Origin of the sequence: Pseudomonas sp. W2I6 (genome assembly GCF_030815935.1) — a bacterium.
Lineage (GTDB): Bacteria > Pseudomonadota > Gammaproteobacteria > Pseudomonadales > Pseudomonadaceae > Aquipseudomonas.
Window position 1 is genome coordinate 3,671,917 of the sequence record NZ_JAUSXJ010000001.1, and the last position, 17,690, is coordinate 3,689,606.

Sequence of the window (17,690 nt, forward strand, 5' to 3'; positions counted from 1 at the left end):
TCGAAAAAAACCTGAATCTATCGCGAAATTATTTCCTGGCTACCGTCCGGCAAGGTGCGCAAGGCCACCGGAAGAATGTGCGGCAAGGCCTTGAGCAAGGCGTCGGTGTCGGTGGATTTGAACACGCTGGTCAAGCGCAGGTTGCTCACCGCGGGCGCGCTGACCCGCAAAGGTTGCTCGCGGTAACGTGAGACCTCCCGAGCCACTTCGCCGAGAGTGGCGTTGTTGAACACCAGTTTGCCGGTGCGCCAGGCCGTGAGCTCTTCAGGGTTGACGGCGTAGGCAGCCGCCACCTGGCCCCGGGTATCCACATGGGTGCCCCGACCAGCCGTGAGCATCACGATGTCATCGGATGAGCGCCCTTGCACTTTGACCGTACCGGCCTCGACCACCACGCGGGTCTGGTCGTCATCGCGGCGCACGTCGAAACGCGTACCGGTAACCGTCACCTGCCCTGCCCCGGCGTCCACCACGAAGGGCCGGCTGGTGTCGTGCTCGACGCTGAACATGGCCTCGCCCTGCTTGAGCTCGATGCCGCGCTGGCCTTTTACATAGTGCACGGCCACCACGCTGCGGCTGTTCAAGTCCATCAGTGAGCCGTCGGGCAACGCCACCTGCCGGCGCTCCCCCAGTGCGGTGCGGAACTCGGCGTTATACGTCGCCGGATGATCCAGGCCACTGAACAACCCCAGGCCCAGGGCCACCGCCAGCACACTTGCAGCCACTGCATAACGCAGCACGGGCCGGCGCTTCGCACGCGGCTGCGGGGCATCGCACAACGCCTGCAAGCGCGCCTTGGGCACCAGGTCGGTGGCACTCCACAAACCTTGCAGCACATCAAATTCGTACTGGTGCTCGGCATGCTCTGCACGCCAGGCATCAAAACGCTCGCGTTCTTCTGCGCTCAATGGGCTGTCCTGCACACGCACAAACCATTGCGCCGCCTCGTCGCGGGCCGTCGCGCTGCCGCAGGCACACTCACGGGTATCCATCATGGAAGATCCTGTTTCAAAGCGGGCATTGGTCATGGTGCCATCGCATCCAGGCGGTCACGTAGATGCCGCAGGGTGCGGATCATATACTTTTCCACCATGTTTTTAGACAGGCCTAGGCGTTCGGCGATTTCCTGCTGGGTCAGGCCCTCGATTTTCTGCCAGATGAAAATCTTGCGGCAATTGAGCGGCAGCTCGGCCAGGGCTCGCTCGATGGAATCCGCCAGCTGGATCGCGTGCATGAAATGCTCCGGGTCGCCACTGTGGGGCGAACTCTGATCAAAGGCTTCCAGGGCCATCGCCTCCCGCCGGTCCTCGCGGCGATAGGCGTCAACGGCGATATTGCGCGCCGTTTGATGCAGATAGGCGCGAGGTTGCTCAACCTTGGTGGCGCTGGATTCAAGCACCCGCACAAAAGTGTCGTGGGCCAGGTCTTCGGCCTGCTGACGGTTTCTCAGGCGGCGCGTCCAGGTCCCGATCAACTCTTCGTAGTGCTCGAAAAAGCCTGTTCTGCGGGGCGGCTGAGGAGTCATCTGGGTGCACTGGGGAGGCGGGGCGTGAATAGTAATGCTTCCTATTAAGTGGAGCAATTGCTTCCCGTCGTCCTCTTTCCTTGACCCTTGTACATCCCGCCCAATCCCGGCAGCATTCGCCCGTGACTTTCACGGACGAGCACCTTATGACCCTGCCTTTTTTCGCCCCCTTTCTCCTCACCACCGAGCGCCTGGGCCTGCGCCCTCCCCATCAGGATGATTGGCGCGCGCTGTTTGCCATCTGGTCCGATCCCGAAGCCATGCGCTACTTTTCCTTTCCCACCATGACCCGCGCCGAGCAGGCCGTTGAACGCTTCGGCCAACTGATGGAAGCCTCGATTGCCGGTGAAGACCTGGTGTGCATGGTGGAGTTGCTGACCACCGGCGAGGTGATCGGCAGTTGCGACCTGTTCAATGTGGATGAGCAATGCGGTCGTGCCGAAATCGGCTTTACCCTGAACCGCCAGCATTGGGGCAAGGGCTACATGAGCGAGGCGGCCCGTGCCGTGATCGACCACGGCTTCAACACCGTCGGGCTGCGCCGCCTTGAAGCCGATATCGACCCACGCAACCTGGGCTCCGCAAGATTGCTCGAGCGCCTGGGTTTTGTGCGCGAAGGCCTGTTGCGCGAACGCTGGGTGGTCGGCGATGAGATCTCGGACAGCGCGCTGTATGGCCTGCTCAAGCGTGACCGCCCTGCCTGACCCACAACGGGCGTCCCTTCTTCATTGCCACGATCAAGGCCAACAGAATCAAGCCCATGGCCTGCCACTGGGAAACCCCGGGGCGCTCCCCCAGAATCAGCATTGAGCTGACGACGCCAAACACCGGGATCAGCAGTGACAGGGGCGCCACCCGGGAAACCGGGTACTCGCGCAGCAGCAGGTTCCAGCCCCAATAACAGAAGTGCGTCGCGCCATACACCTGAAACGCCAGCGAGAACAACGCCACGCGGTTCAACTGAGCAGGCAAGGCGATAAAGGCTTGCGGGCCGTCCAGCAGCCACGTCAACAGTACCAGCGGCAGCGGTGCAAACAGGCTGGCCCAGACCACGAAGGCAAAGATCTCCCGCACCCCGGAGACCTTGATGATGATATTGCCAATGCTCCAGGCCAGCGCACTGAACAGCACCAGGGCAAACCCCAGCATCGTCGCCGCCCCCTGCACACCCAACAGCATGCCCACCAAGCCCATGGCCGCCAGCGCCACGCTGATCAATTGCGGCAGGGACAGGCTTTCTCGAAACAGCAGCACGCCCCAGCCCAGGGTGAAAAATGCGCTGAACTGGATCAGCAATGACGCGCTGCCGGGCGGCACGCCCATGGCGATCCCGAGGTTGATCAAGGCCCACATCGCCACCCCGAAGATCAAGCCGTAGGCCGCCAGCCACTTCACCGCCACCTGGGGCCGTTTCACCAGAAACACCCAAGGCAACGCAGCCAGGGTGAAACGCAGGGCCGTCAGCAACAATGGGTTGATCTCGGCCAGGCCCAGCTTGGTAATGGGGAAGTTGAATCCCCACACGGCCGTCACCAGGACGGCCAGTAACAGGTGTTTGTGCTTCATGGTGACGGGGTCCATTTGCTGGTTGGCACGACAAGAGGCCGTGCATCCGGCAGATTTTTTCGCAAACTGCGATGGCCCGCCTGCGATTGTGGGTCAACAAAGGCTAGAATCAGGCCATGCCCGATATTCATCCCTACGAAAACACCCCCCGCGACGTGGTCGTGACCGCCATCGACTATGCCGACGGCCAGTTGTTCCCCGACCACGCGCACCCACGCGGGCAGTTTGCGTATGCCAGCCGGGGCGTCATCACGGTCTACACCGCTACCGGTAACTGGGTCGTGCCGCCCCGCCGCGCGATCTGGGTGCCGCCGCATGTGTCCCACGCCATGCTGATGCGCGGGCCGGTGACGATGCTCAACACCTACATTCGCCCGCAGGCGGCGCGGCGGCTGGAGTTGCCGCAACAGTGCCAGGTGCTGGATGTGTCGCCGCTGCTTGGGCAGTTGCTGGAGAAGGCCGTCGAGGTACCTGCGCGTTACGCGATGGGTGGCCGCGACAGCTATTTGATGGGCTTGCTGCTGCACGAGATCGCCCGGATGCCGGTGCTGCCGCTGTGTGCGCCGTTGCCGGCCGAGCCTCGATTGGCGAAGGCCTGCGAAGCGTTCCTGGCCGGGCCTTCGTTGGAAATCGACATTGATGCCATGGCCCTCGGCGCGGGTATGAGCCGCCGGACTTTTACCCGCCAGTTCCGCCAGGCCACGGGGATCAGTTACCTGCAATGGCGCCAGCAAGCCTGTTTGCTGGCGGCGATTGTGCGGCTGGGCAATGGGGAACCGGTGACCAGGGTGGCGCTGGATCTGGGGTATAGCAGCCCGAGTGCGTTTGCCACGGTGTTCAAGCGTGTGTTGGGTGAGGTACCGAGCCGTTATTTCACCAGGGAGTTGCGGGGGATGGGTCGCGGTACATATCCGTTATTTAGGTAACGACCACCTAGGATTCCGCTCTTACAGCGGCTCACTTTTGAACAGCCGGAATGCCGGCCCAGTCAAAAGCAAGCAAAACGCTCTTGCCCCACCACTCGGCACCTCGCCTTGGCGCTGTGTGCCTAAGATCAAAATCAAAAGCTAAAGCGGGCACGGTTCAAATGTGGGAGCTGGCTTGCCTGCGATGGCATCACCTCGGTGTATCTGATTCACCGAGTTGTCTGCATCGCAGGCAAGCCAGCTCCCACAGAAAAGCAGCTCTGCTTTCGCTCTGGCTTTTGATCTGGCTTCTAACACTCAGGTCGGCGTTCAGGCCGCCGTGCTCTTGCTTTTGATCTTGATCTGACTGCCCCACTCAGCCCGAGGCCGAACGCAGGCAGTGCGGCGCGGCGGCACGCGGAGTAATGCCGGAGTGAGGGAACACCGAGCCCAGGCGAGGTGCCAACAGGCGGGGAAGAGCGTTTTGGTTACTTTGCCGCTTTTTGTACACCCCGCCCCGCCAAAAAAACCTCACACCAACCGCTTGATCTGCTTATGCCGCCAAACCAGCCGGTAATAAGCCGTCTGCAACCCCAACATCGCCAGATACGTCACCGGAAACGCCATCCAAACCCCCTCCAACCCAAACCGCGCATTCAGCAGATACGCCACCGGCAACTCCACCCCCAACACGCAAACGATCGAGATCCCCACCGGCACCAGCACCACCCCGCTGGCCCGCATGATCCCGCCCACCACGGCCTGGAAGCCGAACACCAGGATGCTCCAGAGCATGATATGCAGCAGGTGCTCGGCCTTGACCCGCGCATCCACGTCGGTAATGAACAACCCCAACAGCCAGTGCGACAACACATACCCCAGCACTATCAACCCACCCGTCAGGCACAGGTTGATCAAAATCCCCGTACGCAGGATCGGCCCGATCCGCTCCAGGCGCCCCGCCCCGATCGCCTGCGCCCCCAGAATCGACGCCGTGATCGCAATCGACAACGCCGGAAACTGCACATAGTTGACGATCTGCGTCACCGCCCCATACGCCGCCGTCGCCTGGGAACCATGGCTGTTGACCAGCGCCAGAATCACCAGCTCCGACAACGACAGCACCACCATCTGCAACCCGGTGGGCAACCCGATACGCAGGACCTTGCCCAGGATCATCCGATCCAGCCGCAGCGCCGCCATCAACTGGCGATCCGGCGCCATCACGTGGTTTTTATGGCGCAGGCGCAGCACCAGGAACGTCATCGCCAGGGCATTACCCACCAACCCCGCCACCACCGCGCTCTGGATACCCATCGGCGGCAGGCCCAGCCAACCCTTGATCAGCGCAGGGGTCAGCACCAGGCCCACGGTGGTCGACACCATCAGCGCCAATAAGGGCGACACCGTGTCACTCACGCCCCGCAGCAGTTGGGTGAACAGGATGAACACCAGCAACAGCGGCATGATCAGCATCATCATCTGCGCATAACCCACCGCGTCATCCAGCACATCCACCGGTGTGCCCAGGGCCTGCATTGCCGGGCGCGCAAACACGCTGCCCAGCACCGCCGCGATCACCCCGATCAGGGCGCCGAGGGTCAGGGTGGCGCCGGTGATCGACTTGACCATCGAGGTTTCCTGCGCGCCCCACGCCTGGCCGATCAGCACCGAAGCACCCGCCCCCAGGCCGATCACCAGGGCGATAAAGAAAAACACGATGGGGAACATCCCCGACACCGCCGCCAACGCCTGGGTGCCGAGCATCTGCCCGACATAGATCCCGTTCAGCGTGCCGGAAAAGCTCTGGAGGAAATTGGACAGCACCATGGGTGCCAGAAAGATCAGGTAGATCTGCCACAACGGTCGTTGCTGGGTGACTTCCATGAAGGTTCGGATCTCAATGCAATTAGGCAGGGAAAGCGTTGCGTGACAACCAGGCCAGGTACAACTTCACATCCACCGGCCAGTGCGCGATCCTGTTGGAAAATTCCGCGCCGTCCTGGGCAAACAACGCCCGCGAGGCTTCTTCAAAACCTGGCAGGTCGCCGCCGATGGCGCTCATGAAACGATAGCTGGACTCCTTCGCCTGGCGCCGCTCATCGTGCTCGGCATGGGCGTTGCGCGCTTCGTCCACCAACCGGCGCAAGGCCGCCGAGGCGCCGCCGCGTTGTTGTCCCAGCCACTCCCAGTGCCTCGGCAGCAAGGTCACTTCACGGGCGACCACCCCCAGCTTCGGACGGCCTACAGTAGGTGACGCCGGCACGTCGGCCTCCGTCACCGCGAGGGTCGGTTGCTGCGGTGCGTAACCGGCGGGCCAGGGATAGTCGACTTGAACACCGCTGGCGTCATCAAACACCAGCAAGCTGCCCGTCGCCAGGTCGAGGCTTTTCAGGTTTTTGGCGACGTCGGCATAAGAGCCGGCAGCCACGCGTTGGTGGCCAAGGAAGGCGGTGCACTGTGATGCGCTCATGACTTTTACCCGGATTATTTTGTTTTACCCGGGTTATATTAGTCTGAAATTTATTGGATGCAAGCCGCTTGTTGCGAAACCACCAAACGATCACTGTCGACAGTCGCGCCCATGGGGCCCACACCCGGGTCGCGCAATACGCATTCGGCAATCGCCGGCTCCAGCTCCACCCGCAATCGGCGGCCCAAGGCGCGGGCGCCGAACCGTACGTCATGGTCGCGGCACAGCCAGGCACGTGCCGATTCATCCAGCACCAATGAACGGTGCTGCGCCGCCAGGCGTTGATTGAGTTTGCCGAGTTCCACCTTGAGCAGTGCCTCAAGCCACTGATGGTCGATGGGCTCGAACATCAGGATACGGTCGATGCGATTGAGAAATTCCGGCTCGAAGTGGCGGTGCAAGGCGTCCTCCAACACCCCCGCTTCACCGCGCCCCCACCAGCGCAACGGGGCAAAGCGTTGCCGGTGCCGACGCGCCTGCTGGGCGCCGATATTGCTGGTCATGAAGATCAGGCTGTTGCGAAAGTCCAGCGTACGAGCGCCGCCCGCCAGCGTCAGCTGGCCGTTTTCAAGGATGCCCAGCAGGCTGCGCACCACTTCCTGGCTGGCTTTTTCCAACTCGTCGAACAGCACGATACCAGGGCGACTGTAGCTACCCTGGATCAATTCGCTGTTGAACAGGCTGATGCCCTCCTTGCTGCCGACATAACCCGGCGGTGCACCGGTGAGTGCGGCGGCATAATGCTCCTGGGCCAGGGTGTGCATGTCGATACGGCAGAACCCGTCGGCACGCCCGTGCAACGCCTGCGCCAGCAGCCGGACGATTTCCGTCTTGCCGACCCCGGTAGGCCCCATGAACAGGTTGACGCTCAACGGCCGCTCACGCTCACCGATATCGGCCTTGACCACCTTGAGCAACCCTTCCATTTGGGCCAGGGCTGCGTCCTGGCCAACGATACGGCTGCGCAGCAAGGCCATGACCTGGGCCGGTTCAAAAGTAAACCGCATGCCTCAACCCGCCGTTTTTTCTTTACCGCCATGGGGCAACTGCCCCACCGGGCATTCGGCGACACCGACGGTGCTGCGGGTGAAGGCCTCGACATTCTCTTGGGCCTTTTGCGCGTCCAGCACCCAGGTGCGATAGAACTCGAATGGGCAATCCGCCACGCCCTTGTCCCCATCGCCCGAGGCATGCATGCCGGTGTAGCCACGGTGCAGCAGCTTGAACAGATGGTTCTGCGACTGGTCGTTGGCCCGCGCATCGCGGATCTGCGACACCGACAGCTGCGCGTACTGAATGCCCATCTCTTCCTCGCCGCACTCGCCCAAAGTACGGCCATCGAAGCCGATGATCGCCGAGTGCCCGAAGTACGAATACACCCCGTCGAACCCCGCCGCATTCGCCACCGCCACGTAGCAGTTATTGGCCCAGGCCATGCTCTTGGACATCTGCACCTGCTGCTCCTTGGCCGGGTACATATAGCCCTGGCAGCGCACGATCAGCTCGGCGCCTTTCATCGCACAGTCACGCCAGATCTCCGGGTAGTTGCCGTCGTCGCAGATGATCAGGCTGACCTTCATGCCCTTGGGCCCGTCGCATACGTAGGTGCGATCGCCCGGGTACCAGCCCTCGATCGGGCACCACGGAATGCATTTGCGGTAACGCTGGACGATCTCGCCGAGGTTATTGATCAGCACCAGCGTGTTGTACGGCGCCTTGTGCGGGTGCTCCTCGTGGCGTTCACCGGTCAGGGAAAACACGCCCCAGGTATTGGCCTGGCGACAGGCCGCGGAGAAAATCGCCGTCTCCTCGCCGGGAATACTCGCGGCGGTCGCCATCATCTCGTCGTGGTCGTACATGATCCCCATGGTGCTGTATTCGGGGAACACCACCAGGTCCATGCCGGGCAAACCCTGCTTCATGCCGACAATAATCTCGGCAATCTTCTTCGCGTTATCGATGACCTCGGCCTTGCTGTGCAGGCGCGGCATCTTGTAGTTCACGACAGCAACGCCGACCGTATCCGGGCTGCTGGAAATGTCGCCATGGCGCATTGCAAATCTCCTCGGTCAATGACTGATCATCCAGGGCCGTGGCCCGGTCCTGGTCTTGAGCCCCAGCGGGTTGGCCTTGCTCGGCACCACCGGCTTGCTGGTGCCACAGCAACTGCAGCCCGCCGGGTGCTTGCGCGCTGCCTGATATTCGCCGACGGTTTGCGGCGCATGGGCGCTGCGCTCGTTACCGGCTATGGCCTTGCGCTGATTGGCCGACAGCGTGGTCAGCGCCGGCGCCGACAGCAGCAACTGCCCGCCCGGGCCGTCGCAATACGGGCATTGGCTGGGTTCGTGACGCTGGGCCATGGGCCGCAGCATCGTGAAGGTGCCGCAGGACTCACAGGCATATTCGTAGGTCGGCATGGCTACAGGTCCGGAGCGATGGGCAGGTCGATGCTGCCGTCGAGGAATTGGGTCGGGCCGCTGGCATTGGGGTTGATGTCGAACTCGAAGATTTCAGTCGGCAGCCACAACGTCGCGCAGGCGTTGGGGATGTCCACCACGCCGCTGATATGCCCCTGCACCGGCGCCGAGCCGAGCAACGCATACCCCTGGGCCGGCGAGTAGCCGAACTTGGTCAGGTAGTTGATCGCATTCAGGCAGGCCTGGCGGTAAGCGACATTGACGTCCAGGTAATGCTGCTGGCCCTGTTCGTCGACGGAGATGCCTTCGAAGATCAGGTAGTTCTTGTAGTTCGGGGTGATCGGGCTTGGCTTGAACACCGGGTTCTTGATCCCGTATTTGGCCATGCCGCCCTTGATCAGCTCGACCTTCATGTGCACCCAGCCGGCCATTTCGATGGCGCCGCAAAAGGTGATTTCGCCGTCTCCCTGGCTGAAGTGCAAGTCGCCCACCGACAGGCCGGCGCCGTTGACGTACACCGGGAAATAGATCTTCGAGCCGCGGGACAAATCCTTGATATCGCAGTTGCCGCCATGCTCACGGGGCGGCACGGTGCGGGCACCGGTGGCGGCGGCATCGTCACGGGCCGAGCCCTTGAGTTTGCCCATGTGCGCGGTGGCAGCCAGCGGGGCGTTGGCCAGGGGTGGGACGCGGGTCGGGTTGGTGTCGATCAGCTCCTGCTCGCGACGATTCCAGTCGGCGAGCATCACCGGGTCGGGCAGGCAGCCGATCAGGCCGGGGTGGATCAGGCCCGCAAAATTGACGCCCGGGATGTGCCGGGAGCTGGTGAACATGCCCTTGAAATCCCAGATGGCTTTTTGCGCGCTGGGGAAGTGATCGGTGAGAAAGCCGCCGCCGTTCTGGCGGGAGAAGAAGCCGTTGAAGCCCCACTGGGAGTCGGCCTTGGCGCCGATGTCGAGCAGGTCGACCACCAGCAAGTCGCCAGGTTCGGCGCCGTGTACGCCCACCGGGCCGGAGAGGTAATGCACGGTGGAGAGGTCGACGTCGCGCACGTCGCTGGCGTCGTCGTTGTTCTTGATGGCGCCGGCGGTCCAGTCGTAGGTTTCGAGGATGAAGTCATCGCCGGGTTTGACCCAGCAAGCCATCGGGATGTCCGGGTGCCAACGGTTGTGGATCTGTTCGTTTTCGGTGACGGGTTGGTTGAGGTCGACTTTGATCAGGGTGTCGGTCATCGAGGTGCTCCCGGAGGGTGGGTTGGCTGTCGGGAGCAGTCTCACGGGGATGGGGTTGGGCGGGGAATACGTTGGATGACGTATGCGTCTTTGGGGTTGGGGGGCATATCCGTTTTTTGGGTGATGGCTGATATCGGTTCCGCTCTTACAGCGGCTCACTTTTGAAAAGCGCAAAAGTAAGCAAAACGCTCTTGCCCCACCACTCGGCACCTCGCCTAGGCTCGGTGTGCCCTCACTCCGGCTTTGGACCGTGGGCCGCCGTCATGGGCCATCCTTGGCCCAGGACGGCTAACCCGGCGTCCTGCCGGGTTACCCACGCTCCAAAGCCTGCGTTCGGCCAGCGTGGTTTAACGGGGCGCCCAAGATCAAGATCAAAAGCAAGAGCACAGCGGCCTACCGGCCGGCTTGAGTGTTTAAAAGCCAAATCAAAAGCTAAAGCGGGCACGGTTCAAATGTGGGAGCTGGCTTGCCTGCGATGGCATCACCTCGGTGTATCTGATTCACCGAGTTGTCTGCATCGCCGGCAAGCCAGCTCCCACAGAAAAGCAGCTCTGCTTTCGCTCTGGCTTTTGATCTGGCTTTTAAACACTCAGGTCGGCTCTCAGGCCGCCGTGCTTTTGATCTTGATCTGACTGCCCCAATAAGCCCGAGGCCGAACGCAGGTATTGCGCAGCGGGTAAACCGGCAGGACGCCGGTTTAGCCGCGCCGGGCCATGGATGGCCCGTCGCGGCGGCCCGCGGAGTAATGCCGGAGTGAGGGCACACCGAGCCTAGGCGAGGTGCCGACAGGCGGGGCAGAGCGCTTTGGTTACTTTGCCGCTTTTTTTGCAAAGTGACTCGCTGTAAGAGCGAAACCATAAGCAGCCGCTACCCAAATAACGGATATACACACCATCACTCCGGCAAAGGAATCACCCGCAACGGCCGCACCGACTTATAAGAAAAACTCGAGTAAATCTCCTTAACACACGGCAACCCCTGCAACACCTCCCGCGCAAACTCCCCAAACGACTCCAGATCCTTCGCCACCACTTCCAACAAAAAATCATACCGCCCCGAAACGTTATGACACGCCACAATCTCGGGAATCTCCAGCAACCTTTGCTCAAACGCCCGGGCAACTTCCCGGGAGTGCGTATCCATCATGATGCTGACAAACGCCGTCACCCCATACCCCAGCGCCTTGGGCGACAGGATCGCCTGATAACCGCCGATCACCCCGCTGTCCTCAAGGTTCTTCACCCGCCGCCAACACGGCGAAGTGGTCAGCGACACCCGCTCCGCCAACTCCGCCACCGTCAACCGCGCATTACCCTGCAAGGCGTTTAAAAGTGCCTTGTCAGTCCGATCCAGATGCATGGGCATATCTTGCCTCAAAACGTCGTTTTTATTGTTTTTCATCCCAATCTACCGGCCTTTCCCAGCAAACTATGGAACGTTCGGCCGCCGTTATAAGCATAGCATTGTAGGAAATAAGGAGCGTCCGACCATGAAAAATAAACACAACACGTTCGGCTTTTCCACCCGCGCCATCCACCACGGCTATGACCCCCAGGACCACCACGGCGCCCTCGTGCCGCCCATCTACCTGACGGCAACCTTCGCCTTCCCCACCGCCGAATACGGAGCCGCGTGCTTCGCCGGCGAAGAGAGCGGACACTTCTACACCCGCATCTCCAACCCCACCCTGGCCCTGCTGGAATCGCGCATGGCTACCCTGGAAAACGGCGAAGCCGCCGTCGCCTTCAGCTCCGGCATGGGCGCAATTGCCGCGACGTTCTGGACCCTGCTGCGCCCAGGTGATGAAATCATCGTCAGCCAGACCCTCTACGGCTGCACCTTCGCCCTGCTGCATCACGGCATCGGCGAATTCGGCGTCAAGGTGCGCCACATCGACCTCACCGACCTGAACGCCCTGAGCGAGGCCATCAACCCGGCCACGCGCATGATCTACTTCGAAACCCCGGCCAACCCCAACCTGCAACTGGTGGACATCGCCGCCGTCGCCGAGATCGCCCACCGGCAACCCGGGATCACCGTGGTGGTGGACAACACCTACTGCACGCCCTACCTGCAACGCCCGCTGGAAATGGGCGCCGACGTGGTGGTGCACTCGGCCACCAAATACCTCAGTGGCCACGGCGATATCACCGCCGGCATCGCCGTCAGCAGCCAGGCCCTGGCCCAGCGCATTCGCCTGCAAGGGCTCAAGGACCTGACCGGTGCGGTGATGTCACCCCAGGACGCCGCCCTGCTGATGCGCGGCCTCAAGACCCTGGCCCTGCGCATGGACCGCCATTGCAGCAACGCCCTGGCCATCGCCGAAGCCTTGCAGGCCCATCCCCTGGTGGAATGGGTGACCTACCCCGGCCTGCGCTCCTTCCCCCAATACGAACTGGCCGCGCGGCAGATGAAACAATCCGGCGGCATGATCGCGTTTGAACTCAAGGGCGGCATCGACATGGGCCGACGCTTCATGAACGCCCTCAAGCTGTTCACCCGGGCCGTGAGCCTGGGGGACGCGGAGTCACTGGCCCAGCACCCGGCCAGCATGACCCATTCCACCTACACCCCGGAGCAGCGCGCCCACCACGGGATTTCCGAAGGGCTGGTGCGACTCTCGGCGGGCCTTGAGGATGTCGCCGACCTGCTGGCCGACGTTGCCCAAGCCCTGGAGGCCTGTGCCGTAAAGCCGAAATCCCGGGCGGTGCAACACAACGTTCATCACGCTTGAAGTAAATTCACAGGCAGGTGCGACGTTTATCAATAGCCCGGCCTGAAAAGGTCGGGCTTCTCCCGTTGCGCCCTGCACCGCAAAAAATTTGATCCATTCATTGGCCCGTTTGCGAAAGCCTGTACTAGCATACGAGGCGGCAGTCATGGAGATCACTGCCCTGTACGCCGCCCTCATTGAAACTCATGGATGAAATGATGAACTCACACCTGTTCCCCCACATTGGCAAAGTCATCGCCAGCACCGGCAGCCGGCATTTCCCGCGCATGCTGCACGACCTGATCCTCACCCAACTGGCGGTCGACGCGACGCACATCACCCAAATGCCTGTGAGTTCACCGCGCAAGGGCGGCAGTTCGCGAATGACGGGGATCAGCCCGGTGTACACCGACCCGCTGCCAGGGCAGGAAGAGGCCCAGGCCGCCGCCCAACTGCACCTGACCCGGCGCAAGGATGACGTCAGCTACGTGCTGTCGGTGTATCGCTCCAACCCCTGCGAAAGTTTTTCCCAGCAGGAGCGGATCATCCTGCAAGACTTCTCCTCCCTGCTGCTGCCGATGGTTGAAAAACACATCAGCGCCCTGCAACCCAGCGGTCCGGACAGCGAAGCGCCGCAGCAACAAGGCATCGACACCTTGCGCCGGCGCTTTGAAGAGCGCCTCGCGCAATCGGGGCTGGCCCTGTCCAGCCGGGAGCTTGAGGTGTGCGTGGGGCTGCTGGCCGGGCGTACCGCACCGGAACTGGCAGAGCAGTTGGCACTGAAGGTCAATACCATCGAGAGCTACCTCAAGCGGGCAGCGATCAAGATGGGCATCAGTGGCCGGCATTCATTGATGCGGTGGATGTATTCCACAGAAGAAAACGCCACTCTCTAGAACACCGAGGAACAAATGTGGGAGCGGGCTTGCTCGCGAATGCGCAGTGTCAGTCAATACATGTGTGACTGATCCAGCGCATTTGCGAGCAAGCCCGCTCCCACATTTTTTGATCTCTTCCCGGCCTAATCCCGGGCCAGGGCTTCAATCGGATCCAACCGCGCCGCATTCCGCGCCGGCACAAACCCGAACACAATCCCGATCAACGTTGAACACGCAAACGCCGTCACCACCGAGCCCAGGGAAAACACCATTTCCCACTCTTTCACAAACAACGAAAACAGGTAGCCGATGGCGAATGACAGCGAGATGCCGATCATCCCGCCAATCAGGCAGACCATCACCGCTTCCACCAGGAACTGCTGGCGAATATCCGATTGCCGCGCGCCCACTGCCATGCGAATCCCGATTTCGCGGGTGCGTTCGGTCACCGACACCAGCATGATATTCATCACCCCGATGCCGCCCACCAGCAACGAAATCACTGCAATCAACGACAGCAGCAACGCCAGGGAACGGCTGGTTTTCTGCACCGTCTGCATGATGCTGTCGAGGTTGTTGGTAAAGAAGTCCTTGGTGCCGTGACGTTGCAACATCAGCTTGGTGACGTTCTCTTCCACCACCTTGCTCGGCTGGCCGTCCTTGATGCGCACCGTGATGCTGTCCAGATGACGCTGGCCCAACAGCCGCCCCGCTGCCGTCTCGTACGGCACCCACACGTTCAACGCCTTGCTGGCGGCGAACATGTTTTTGTTGTCGGCCGTCACCCCGATCACCGTACAGGGCAGGTTGCCCACCAGGATCACCTGACCCAGCGGATCCACGCCGGGCGCGAACAGTCGATGGCGCGCGTTGTGGTCGATCACCACCACCTGGGCCTGGCGCCGGGCGTCGCTTTCGCTGAAGGTAATTCCGGCTTCGAGCTTCAGGCCCTTGACCTGGAAATAGCGATCGCTGACCCCATTGACCTGGGCGTCCAGGTCGATATTGCCGTAACGCAGCAATAGGTTGCGCCCCACCACCGGCGTGGCGCTGTCGACGTAATACAGCTGGTTCAGCGCATCCACATCCGACGGCAACAACGTCTCGATGGCTGACGCACGGCTGTCACCAAAACTCTTGCCGGGAAAGATATCAATGGTGTTACTGCCAATGGCCTGGATGTCCTTGAGCACATAGCGCTTGGCGCCTTCGCCGATGGCCGAGATCGACACCACCGAGGTGATGCCGATGACAATGCCGAGCATGGTCAGCAAGGTGCGCATGCGATGAGAAATCAGCGCGACCCAGGCCATGTTGAAGGCCTCCTTGAACAGCCCGAGGCTCGCCACCAACTTGCGCGCACCGCTGCGCTTGGGCTCGATGGGCGCTTCGGTGGGCAGGTCGAGGCCGACACTCTGATTGGCGCGGTCACTGACAATCTCGCCATCGCGCACCTCAATGATCCGCTGCGCATTGGCCGCGACTTTCGGGTCGTGGGTGACGATGATCACCGTGTGCCCGGCGGCGTGCAGCTCGGCCAGGATGCGCATCACCTCCTTGCCGCTGTGGGTATCGAGGGCGCCGGTGGGTTCGTCGGCGAGGATCACTTCGCCGCCGTTCATCAAGGCCCGGGCGATACTCACGCGCTGTTGCTGGCCGCCGGACAGCTGGCTCGGGCGATGGGTCAAATGCCCCGACAACCCCAGGCGTGCCAGCAATTCCCCGGCGCGGCTATGCCTGGCGGTTTCCGGCGTACCGGCATAGATCGCTGGCATTTCCACGTTGTGCAACGCGCTCAGGTGCGCCAGCAAGTGGTAACGCTGAAAGATAAAACCGAAGTAGTCGCGGCGCAGCTCGGCCAGTTGCTCATCCCCCAGGGTGCGGGTTTCGATGCCATTGATCTTGTAGCTGCCGGCGGTGGCGTAGTCGAGGCCACCGAGGATGTTCATCAGGGTCGATTTACCCGAACCCGAGGCCCCGGTGATCGCGACCATTTCCCCGGCGTGGATGGTCAGGTCGATGCCCTTGAGCGCAATGAATTCGCGGTCACCGGCCATGAAACTGCGCACGATGCCTTTAAGCTCCAGCAGTGGCTGAGTCATCAATCAGCCCCCCGCCACGGCAGGCGATGGGTCGCCGATCACCACCTTGTCGCCTTCGGCCAGGCCATCGAGGATCTGCACCTTGACGTTGTTGTTGATGCCCGTCTGCACCTGCCGCGTGTTGGCCTTGCCCTTGGCGTCCAGCACCCGCACCGGGAAACTGCCATCGGCATTGCGCGGGCCGAGTGCGGCCACCGGCACGGTCAGTGCGGCCTTGGCGGTGTCGAGCACGATGCGCACCTGGGCGGTCATGGCGATGCGCAGGCGGTGGTCGGGGTTGGGTACGTCGAACAGCGCGTTGTAGAACACCGCGGTGTTTTGCTTGGGGGTGCCGGCGGTCTGGGTTTCGAGGAAATTCTGCGGGGCGGGTTCGGTGCCGCGCAATTTGGCGTAGTAGCGTTTGTCGGCCTCGCCGAGGATGGTGAAATACACCTGCTGGCCCGGACTGATGTGGATCACGTCCGCTTCGGAGACCTGGGCCTTGACGGTCATGGTGTCCAGGTCGGCGAGTTTGAGCAGCACCGGTGCCAGTTGGCTGGCGATCACGGTCTGGCCTTCCTGGGTGACGATGCCCACTACATCGCCGTCGATTGGCGCGACGATGCGGGTGTAGGCCAGGTTGATCTTGGCGGTGTCGATCTGGATGTGGGCGCTTTTGATCTGGGCGTCGAGGGACATCAGGTTGGCGCGCTGTACCTCGTAGTTGGACTCGGCGGTTTCGAAGTCCTGGCGGGACACGGATTCGTCCTCTTGCAGGCCCTGATAGCGTTCGTAGACGGATTTGGTTTCCTTGAGTTGCGCGGCGGTGGCGCGGCGTTGGGCCTGGAGGTTTTTCTTCGTCGACCTGGGCTTTGCGCAGGGTGTTCTGCAGGATCAACGGGTCGATTTCGGCCAGCCATTGGCCCTTCTTGACCTTGTCGCCGACCTTGACCTTCAGGGATTTGAGTTGGCCGGAAACCTGGGCGCCGACATCGACCTGCTTGACGCCTTCGAGCAGGCCGGTGGCCAGGACGGCGTTTTCGATGTCACTGCGCTCGGCGGTGGCGGTCAGGTATTGCGGCGCGTCTGCGGGGGCCTGCACGGTGTAGATGGTCAGGGCGGCGGCGATTGCCAGGGCCAGGGCCATTCCTGTTTTGCGAAGCTTTGACTTTTCCATAAGTGACCACAGAAGACGTTGAAGTTGGTCCGGCTTTTGGCTCGGAGTACATATCCGTTTTTTTAGTAACGGCTGATATGGGTTCCGCTCTTACAGCGGCTCACTTTTGAACAGCGCAAAAGTAAGCAAAACGCTCTTGCCCCACCACTCGGCACCTCGCTTAGGCTCGGTGTGCCCTCACTCCGGCTTTGGACCGTGGGCCGCCGTCATGGGCCATCCCTGGCCCAGGACGGCTAACCCGGCGTCCTGCCGGGTTACCCACGCTCCAAAGCCTGCGTTCGGCCAGCGTGGTTTAACGGGGCGCCCAAGATCAAAATCAAGATCAAAAGCAAAAGCAAAAGCACAGCGGCCTGAGAGCCGGCTTGAGTGTGGTGAAGCAAAGGCACAAGCCAAATCAAGAGCGGGCACGGTCAAATGTGGGAGCTGGCTTGCCTGCGATGGCATCAACTGGGTCTGCCTGATCCACCGAGGTGTCTGCATCGCAGGCAAGCCAGCTCCTACAGAAAAGCAGCTTTTGCCTTTGCTTCTAACACTCAGGTCGGCTTTCAGGCCGCCGTGCTTTTGATCTTGATCTTGATCTGCGGGCCCCGTTAACCACGATGGCCGCAAGTAGGCACGGTGGAGCGGGTAAATCGGCAAGGATGCCGATTTAGCCGCGCCGGGCCATGGATGGCCCGTCGCGGCGGCCCGCGCAAGCGTGCCGGAGTGCGGGCATGCCGAGCC

General features: G+C 61.9%; 15 protein-coding genes and 1 pseudogene. 4 read left to right on the forward strand and 12 right to left on the reverse strand.

Translation table 11 applies throughout. From position 1 onward, the window contains the following. Nucleotides 1–17: 17 nt before the first annotated feature. Together QF039_RS17150 and QF039_RS17155 are read right to left on the reverse strand one after the other, a co-directional pair. Nucleotides 18–992: a FecR family protein gene (locus QF039_RS17150; RefSeq protein ID WP_008432738.1), complete on the reverse strand. Its 975-nt coding sequence runs from the start codon at nt 990–992 to the stop codon at nt 18–20. Nucleotides 993–1,024: 32 nt separating this feature from the next. After that, entirely contained in the window at nt 1,025–1,525 is a 501-nt protein-coding gene (locus tag QF039_RS17155) for a sigma-70 family RNA polymerase sigma factor (RefSeq protein ID WP_003219490.1), read from the reverse strand. Between the two features lie 146 nt (nt 1,526–1,671). Between QF039_RS17155 and QF039_RS17160 the strand changes: the two genes are divergently transcribed. Next, nucleotides 1,672–2,229, forward strand: a complete 558-nt coding sequence (locus tag QF039_RS17160; protein WP_177036032.1) for a GNAT family N-acetyltransferase — start codon at nt 1,672–1,674, stop codon at nt 2,227–2,229. Here the strand turns inward: QF039_RS17160 and QF039_RS17165 are convergent. Next, on the reverse strand, nt 2,207–3,091 hold the full coding sequence (locus QF039_RS17165) for an EamA family transporter (protein WP_177036031.1): 885 nt from the start codon (nt 3,089–3,091) through the stop codon (nt 2,207–2,209). The genes QF039_RS17160 and QF039_RS17165 overlap by 23 nt on opposite strands. Nucleotides 3,092–3,207: 116 nt before the next feature. Here QF039_RS17165 and QF039_RS17170 point away from each other — a divergent pair, with 116 nt between their 5' ends. Next, nucleotides 3,208–4,017, forward strand: coding sequence for a helix-turn-helix transcriptional regulator (locus tag QF039_RS17170; RefSeq protein WP_307519649.1), 810 nt, complete (start codon nt 3,208–3,210; stop codon nt 4,015–4,017). Between the two features lie 510 nt (nt 4,018–4,527). Here QF039_RS17170 and QF039_RS17175 read toward each other — a convergent pair. The 7 genes from QF039_RS17175 to QF039_RS17205 form a co-directional block, all read right to left on the reverse strand. Next, on the reverse strand, nt 4,528–5,883 hold the full coding sequence (locus QF039_RS17175) for an MATE family efflux transporter (protein ID WP_102606512.1): 1,356 nt from the start codon (nt 5,881–5,883) through the stop codon (nt 4,528–4,530). A gap of 22 nt (nt 5,884–5,905) precedes the next feature. Next, nucleotides 5,906–6,469, reverse strand: coding sequence for a DUF2239 family protein (locus tag QF039_RS17180; protein WP_177048459.1), 564 nt, complete (start codon nt 6,467–6,469; stop codon nt 5,906–5,908). A gap of 50 nt (nt 6,470–6,519) precedes the next feature. Next, nucleotides 6,520–7,476, reverse strand: coding sequence for an AAA family ATPase (locus tag QF039_RS17185; protein ID WP_177020137.1), 957 nt, complete (start codon nt 7,474–7,476; stop codon nt 6,520–6,522). Between the two features lie 3 nt (nt 7,477–7,479). Further along, nucleotides 7,480–8,523 (reverse strand): aliphatic amidase, encoded by a 1,044-nt coding sequence (locus tag QF039_RS17190; RefSeq protein WP_003218599.1) that lies wholly within the window; start codon nt 8,521–8,523, stop codon nt 7,480–7,482. A gap of 15 nt (nt 8,524–8,538) precedes the next feature. Next, nucleotides 8,539–8,886 (reverse strand): zinc ribbon domain-containing protein, encoded by a 348-nt coding sequence (locus QF039_RS17195; RefSeq protein WP_008432727.1) that lies wholly within the window; start codon nt 8,884–8,886, stop codon nt 8,539–8,541. A gap of 2 nt (nt 8,887–8,888) precedes the next feature. Further along, nucleotides 8,889–10,118, reverse strand: coding sequence for a formamidase (gene fmdA, locus QF039_RS17200; protein ID WP_003218608.1), 1,230 nt, complete (start codon nt 10,116–10,118; stop codon nt 8,889–8,891). 894 nt (nt 10,119–11,012) lie between these two features. Then, on the reverse strand, nt 11,013–11,483 hold the full coding sequence (locus tag QF039_RS17205; RefSeq protein WP_008430161.1) for an Lrp/AsnC family transcriptional regulator: 471 nt from the start codon (nt 11,481–11,483) through the stop codon (nt 11,013–11,015). Between the two features lie 124 nt (nt 11,484–11,607). Between QF039_RS17205 and QF039_RS17210 the strand changes: the two genes are divergently transcribed. Then, a complete protein-coding gene (locus QF039_RS17210; RefSeq protein WP_307519655.1) occupies nt 11,608–12,852 on the forward strand; it encodes a methionine gamma-lyase in 1,245 nt (414 codons plus the stop codon). 185 nt (nt 12,853–13,037) lie between these two features. Beyond that, nucleotides 13,038–13,727 carry a helix-turn-helix transcriptional regulator gene (locus QF039_RS17215; RefSeq protein ID WP_307519658.1) on the forward strand — a complete coding sequence of 230 codons (690 nt, stop codon included), beginning with the start codon at nt 13,038–13,040 and terminating at the stop codon, nt 13,725–13,727. Between the two features lie 125 nt (nt 13,728–13,852). Here the strand turns inward: QF039_RS17215 and QF039_RS17220 are convergent, their stop codons facing one another. Together QF039_RS17220 and macA are read right to left on the reverse strand one after the other, a co-directional pair. Further along, nucleotides 13,853–15,811: a MacB family efflux pump subunit gene (locus QF039_RS17220; RefSeq protein ID WP_003212489.1), complete on the reverse strand. Its 1,959-nt coding sequence runs from the start codon at nt 15,809–15,811 to the stop codon at nt 13,853–13,855. A 3-nt stretch (nt 15,812–15,814) separates the two neighbouring features. Next, a pseudogene (gene macA / locus QF039_RS17225) lies at nt 15,815–16,967 on the reverse strand (macrolide transporter subunit MacA). Nucleotides 16,968–17,690 lie beyond the last annotated feature (723 nt).

Bases quoted from the DNA above. Each gene is read 5' to 3' on its own strand.
- QF039_RS17150 (WP_008432738.1), bottom strand. From the start codon at position 992: ATGGATACCCGTGAGTGTGCCTGCGGCAGCGCGACGGCCCGCGACGAG.
- QF039_RS17155 (WP_003219490.1), bottom strand. From the start codon at position 1,525: ATGACTCCTCAGCCGCCCCGCAGAACAGGCTTTTTCGAGCACTACGAA.
- QF039_RS17160 (WP_177036032.1), top strand. From the start codon at position 1,672: ATGACCCTGCCTTTTTTCGCCCCCTTTCTCCTCACCACCGAGCGCCTG.
- QF039_RS17165 (WP_177036031.1), bottom strand. From the start codon at position 3,091: ATGAAGCACAAACACCTGTTACTGGCCGTCCTGGTGACGGCCGTGTGG.
- QF039_RS17170 (WP_307519649.1), top strand. From the start codon at position 3,208: ATGCCCGATATTCATCCCTACGAAAACACCCCCCGCGACGTGGTCGTG.
- QF039_RS17175 (WP_102606512.1), bottom strand. From the start codon at position 5,883: ATGGAAGTCACCCAGCAACGACCGTTGTGGCAGATCTACCTGATCTTT.
- QF039_RS17180 (WP_177048459.1), bottom strand. From the start codon at position 6,469: ATGAGCGCATCACAGTGCACCGCCTTCCTTGGCCACCAACGCGTGGCT.
- QF039_RS17185 (WP_177020137.1), bottom strand. From the start codon at position 7,476: ATGCGGTTTACTTTTGAACCGGCCCAGGTCATGGCCTTGCTGCGCAGC.
- QF039_RS17190 (WP_003218599.1), bottom strand. From the start codon at position 8,523: ATGCGCCATGGCGACATTTCCAGCAGCCCGGATACGGTCGGCGTTGCT.
- QF039_RS17195 (WP_008432727.1), bottom strand. From the start codon at position 8,886: ATGCCGACCTACGAATATGCCTGTGAGTCCTGCGGCACCTTCACGATG.
- fmdA (WP_003218608.1), bottom strand. From the start codon at position 10,118: ATGACCGACACCCTGATCAAAGTCGACCTCAACCAACCCGTCACCGAA.
- QF039_RS17205 (WP_008430161.1), bottom strand. From the start codon at position 11,483: ATGCCCATGCATCTGGATCGGACTGACAAGGCACTTTTAAACGCCTTG.
- QF039_RS17210 (WP_307519655.1), top strand. From the start codon at position 11,608: ATGAAAAATAAACACAACACGTTCGGCTTTTCCACCCGCGCCATCCAC.
- QF039_RS17215 (WP_307519658.1), top strand. From the start codon at position 13,038: ATGGATGAAATGATGAACTCACACCTGTTCCCCCACATTGGCAAAGTC.
- QF039_RS17220 (WP_003212489.1), bottom strand. From the start codon at position 15,811: ATGACTCAGCCACTGCTGGAGCTTAAAGGCATCGTGCGCAGTTTCATG.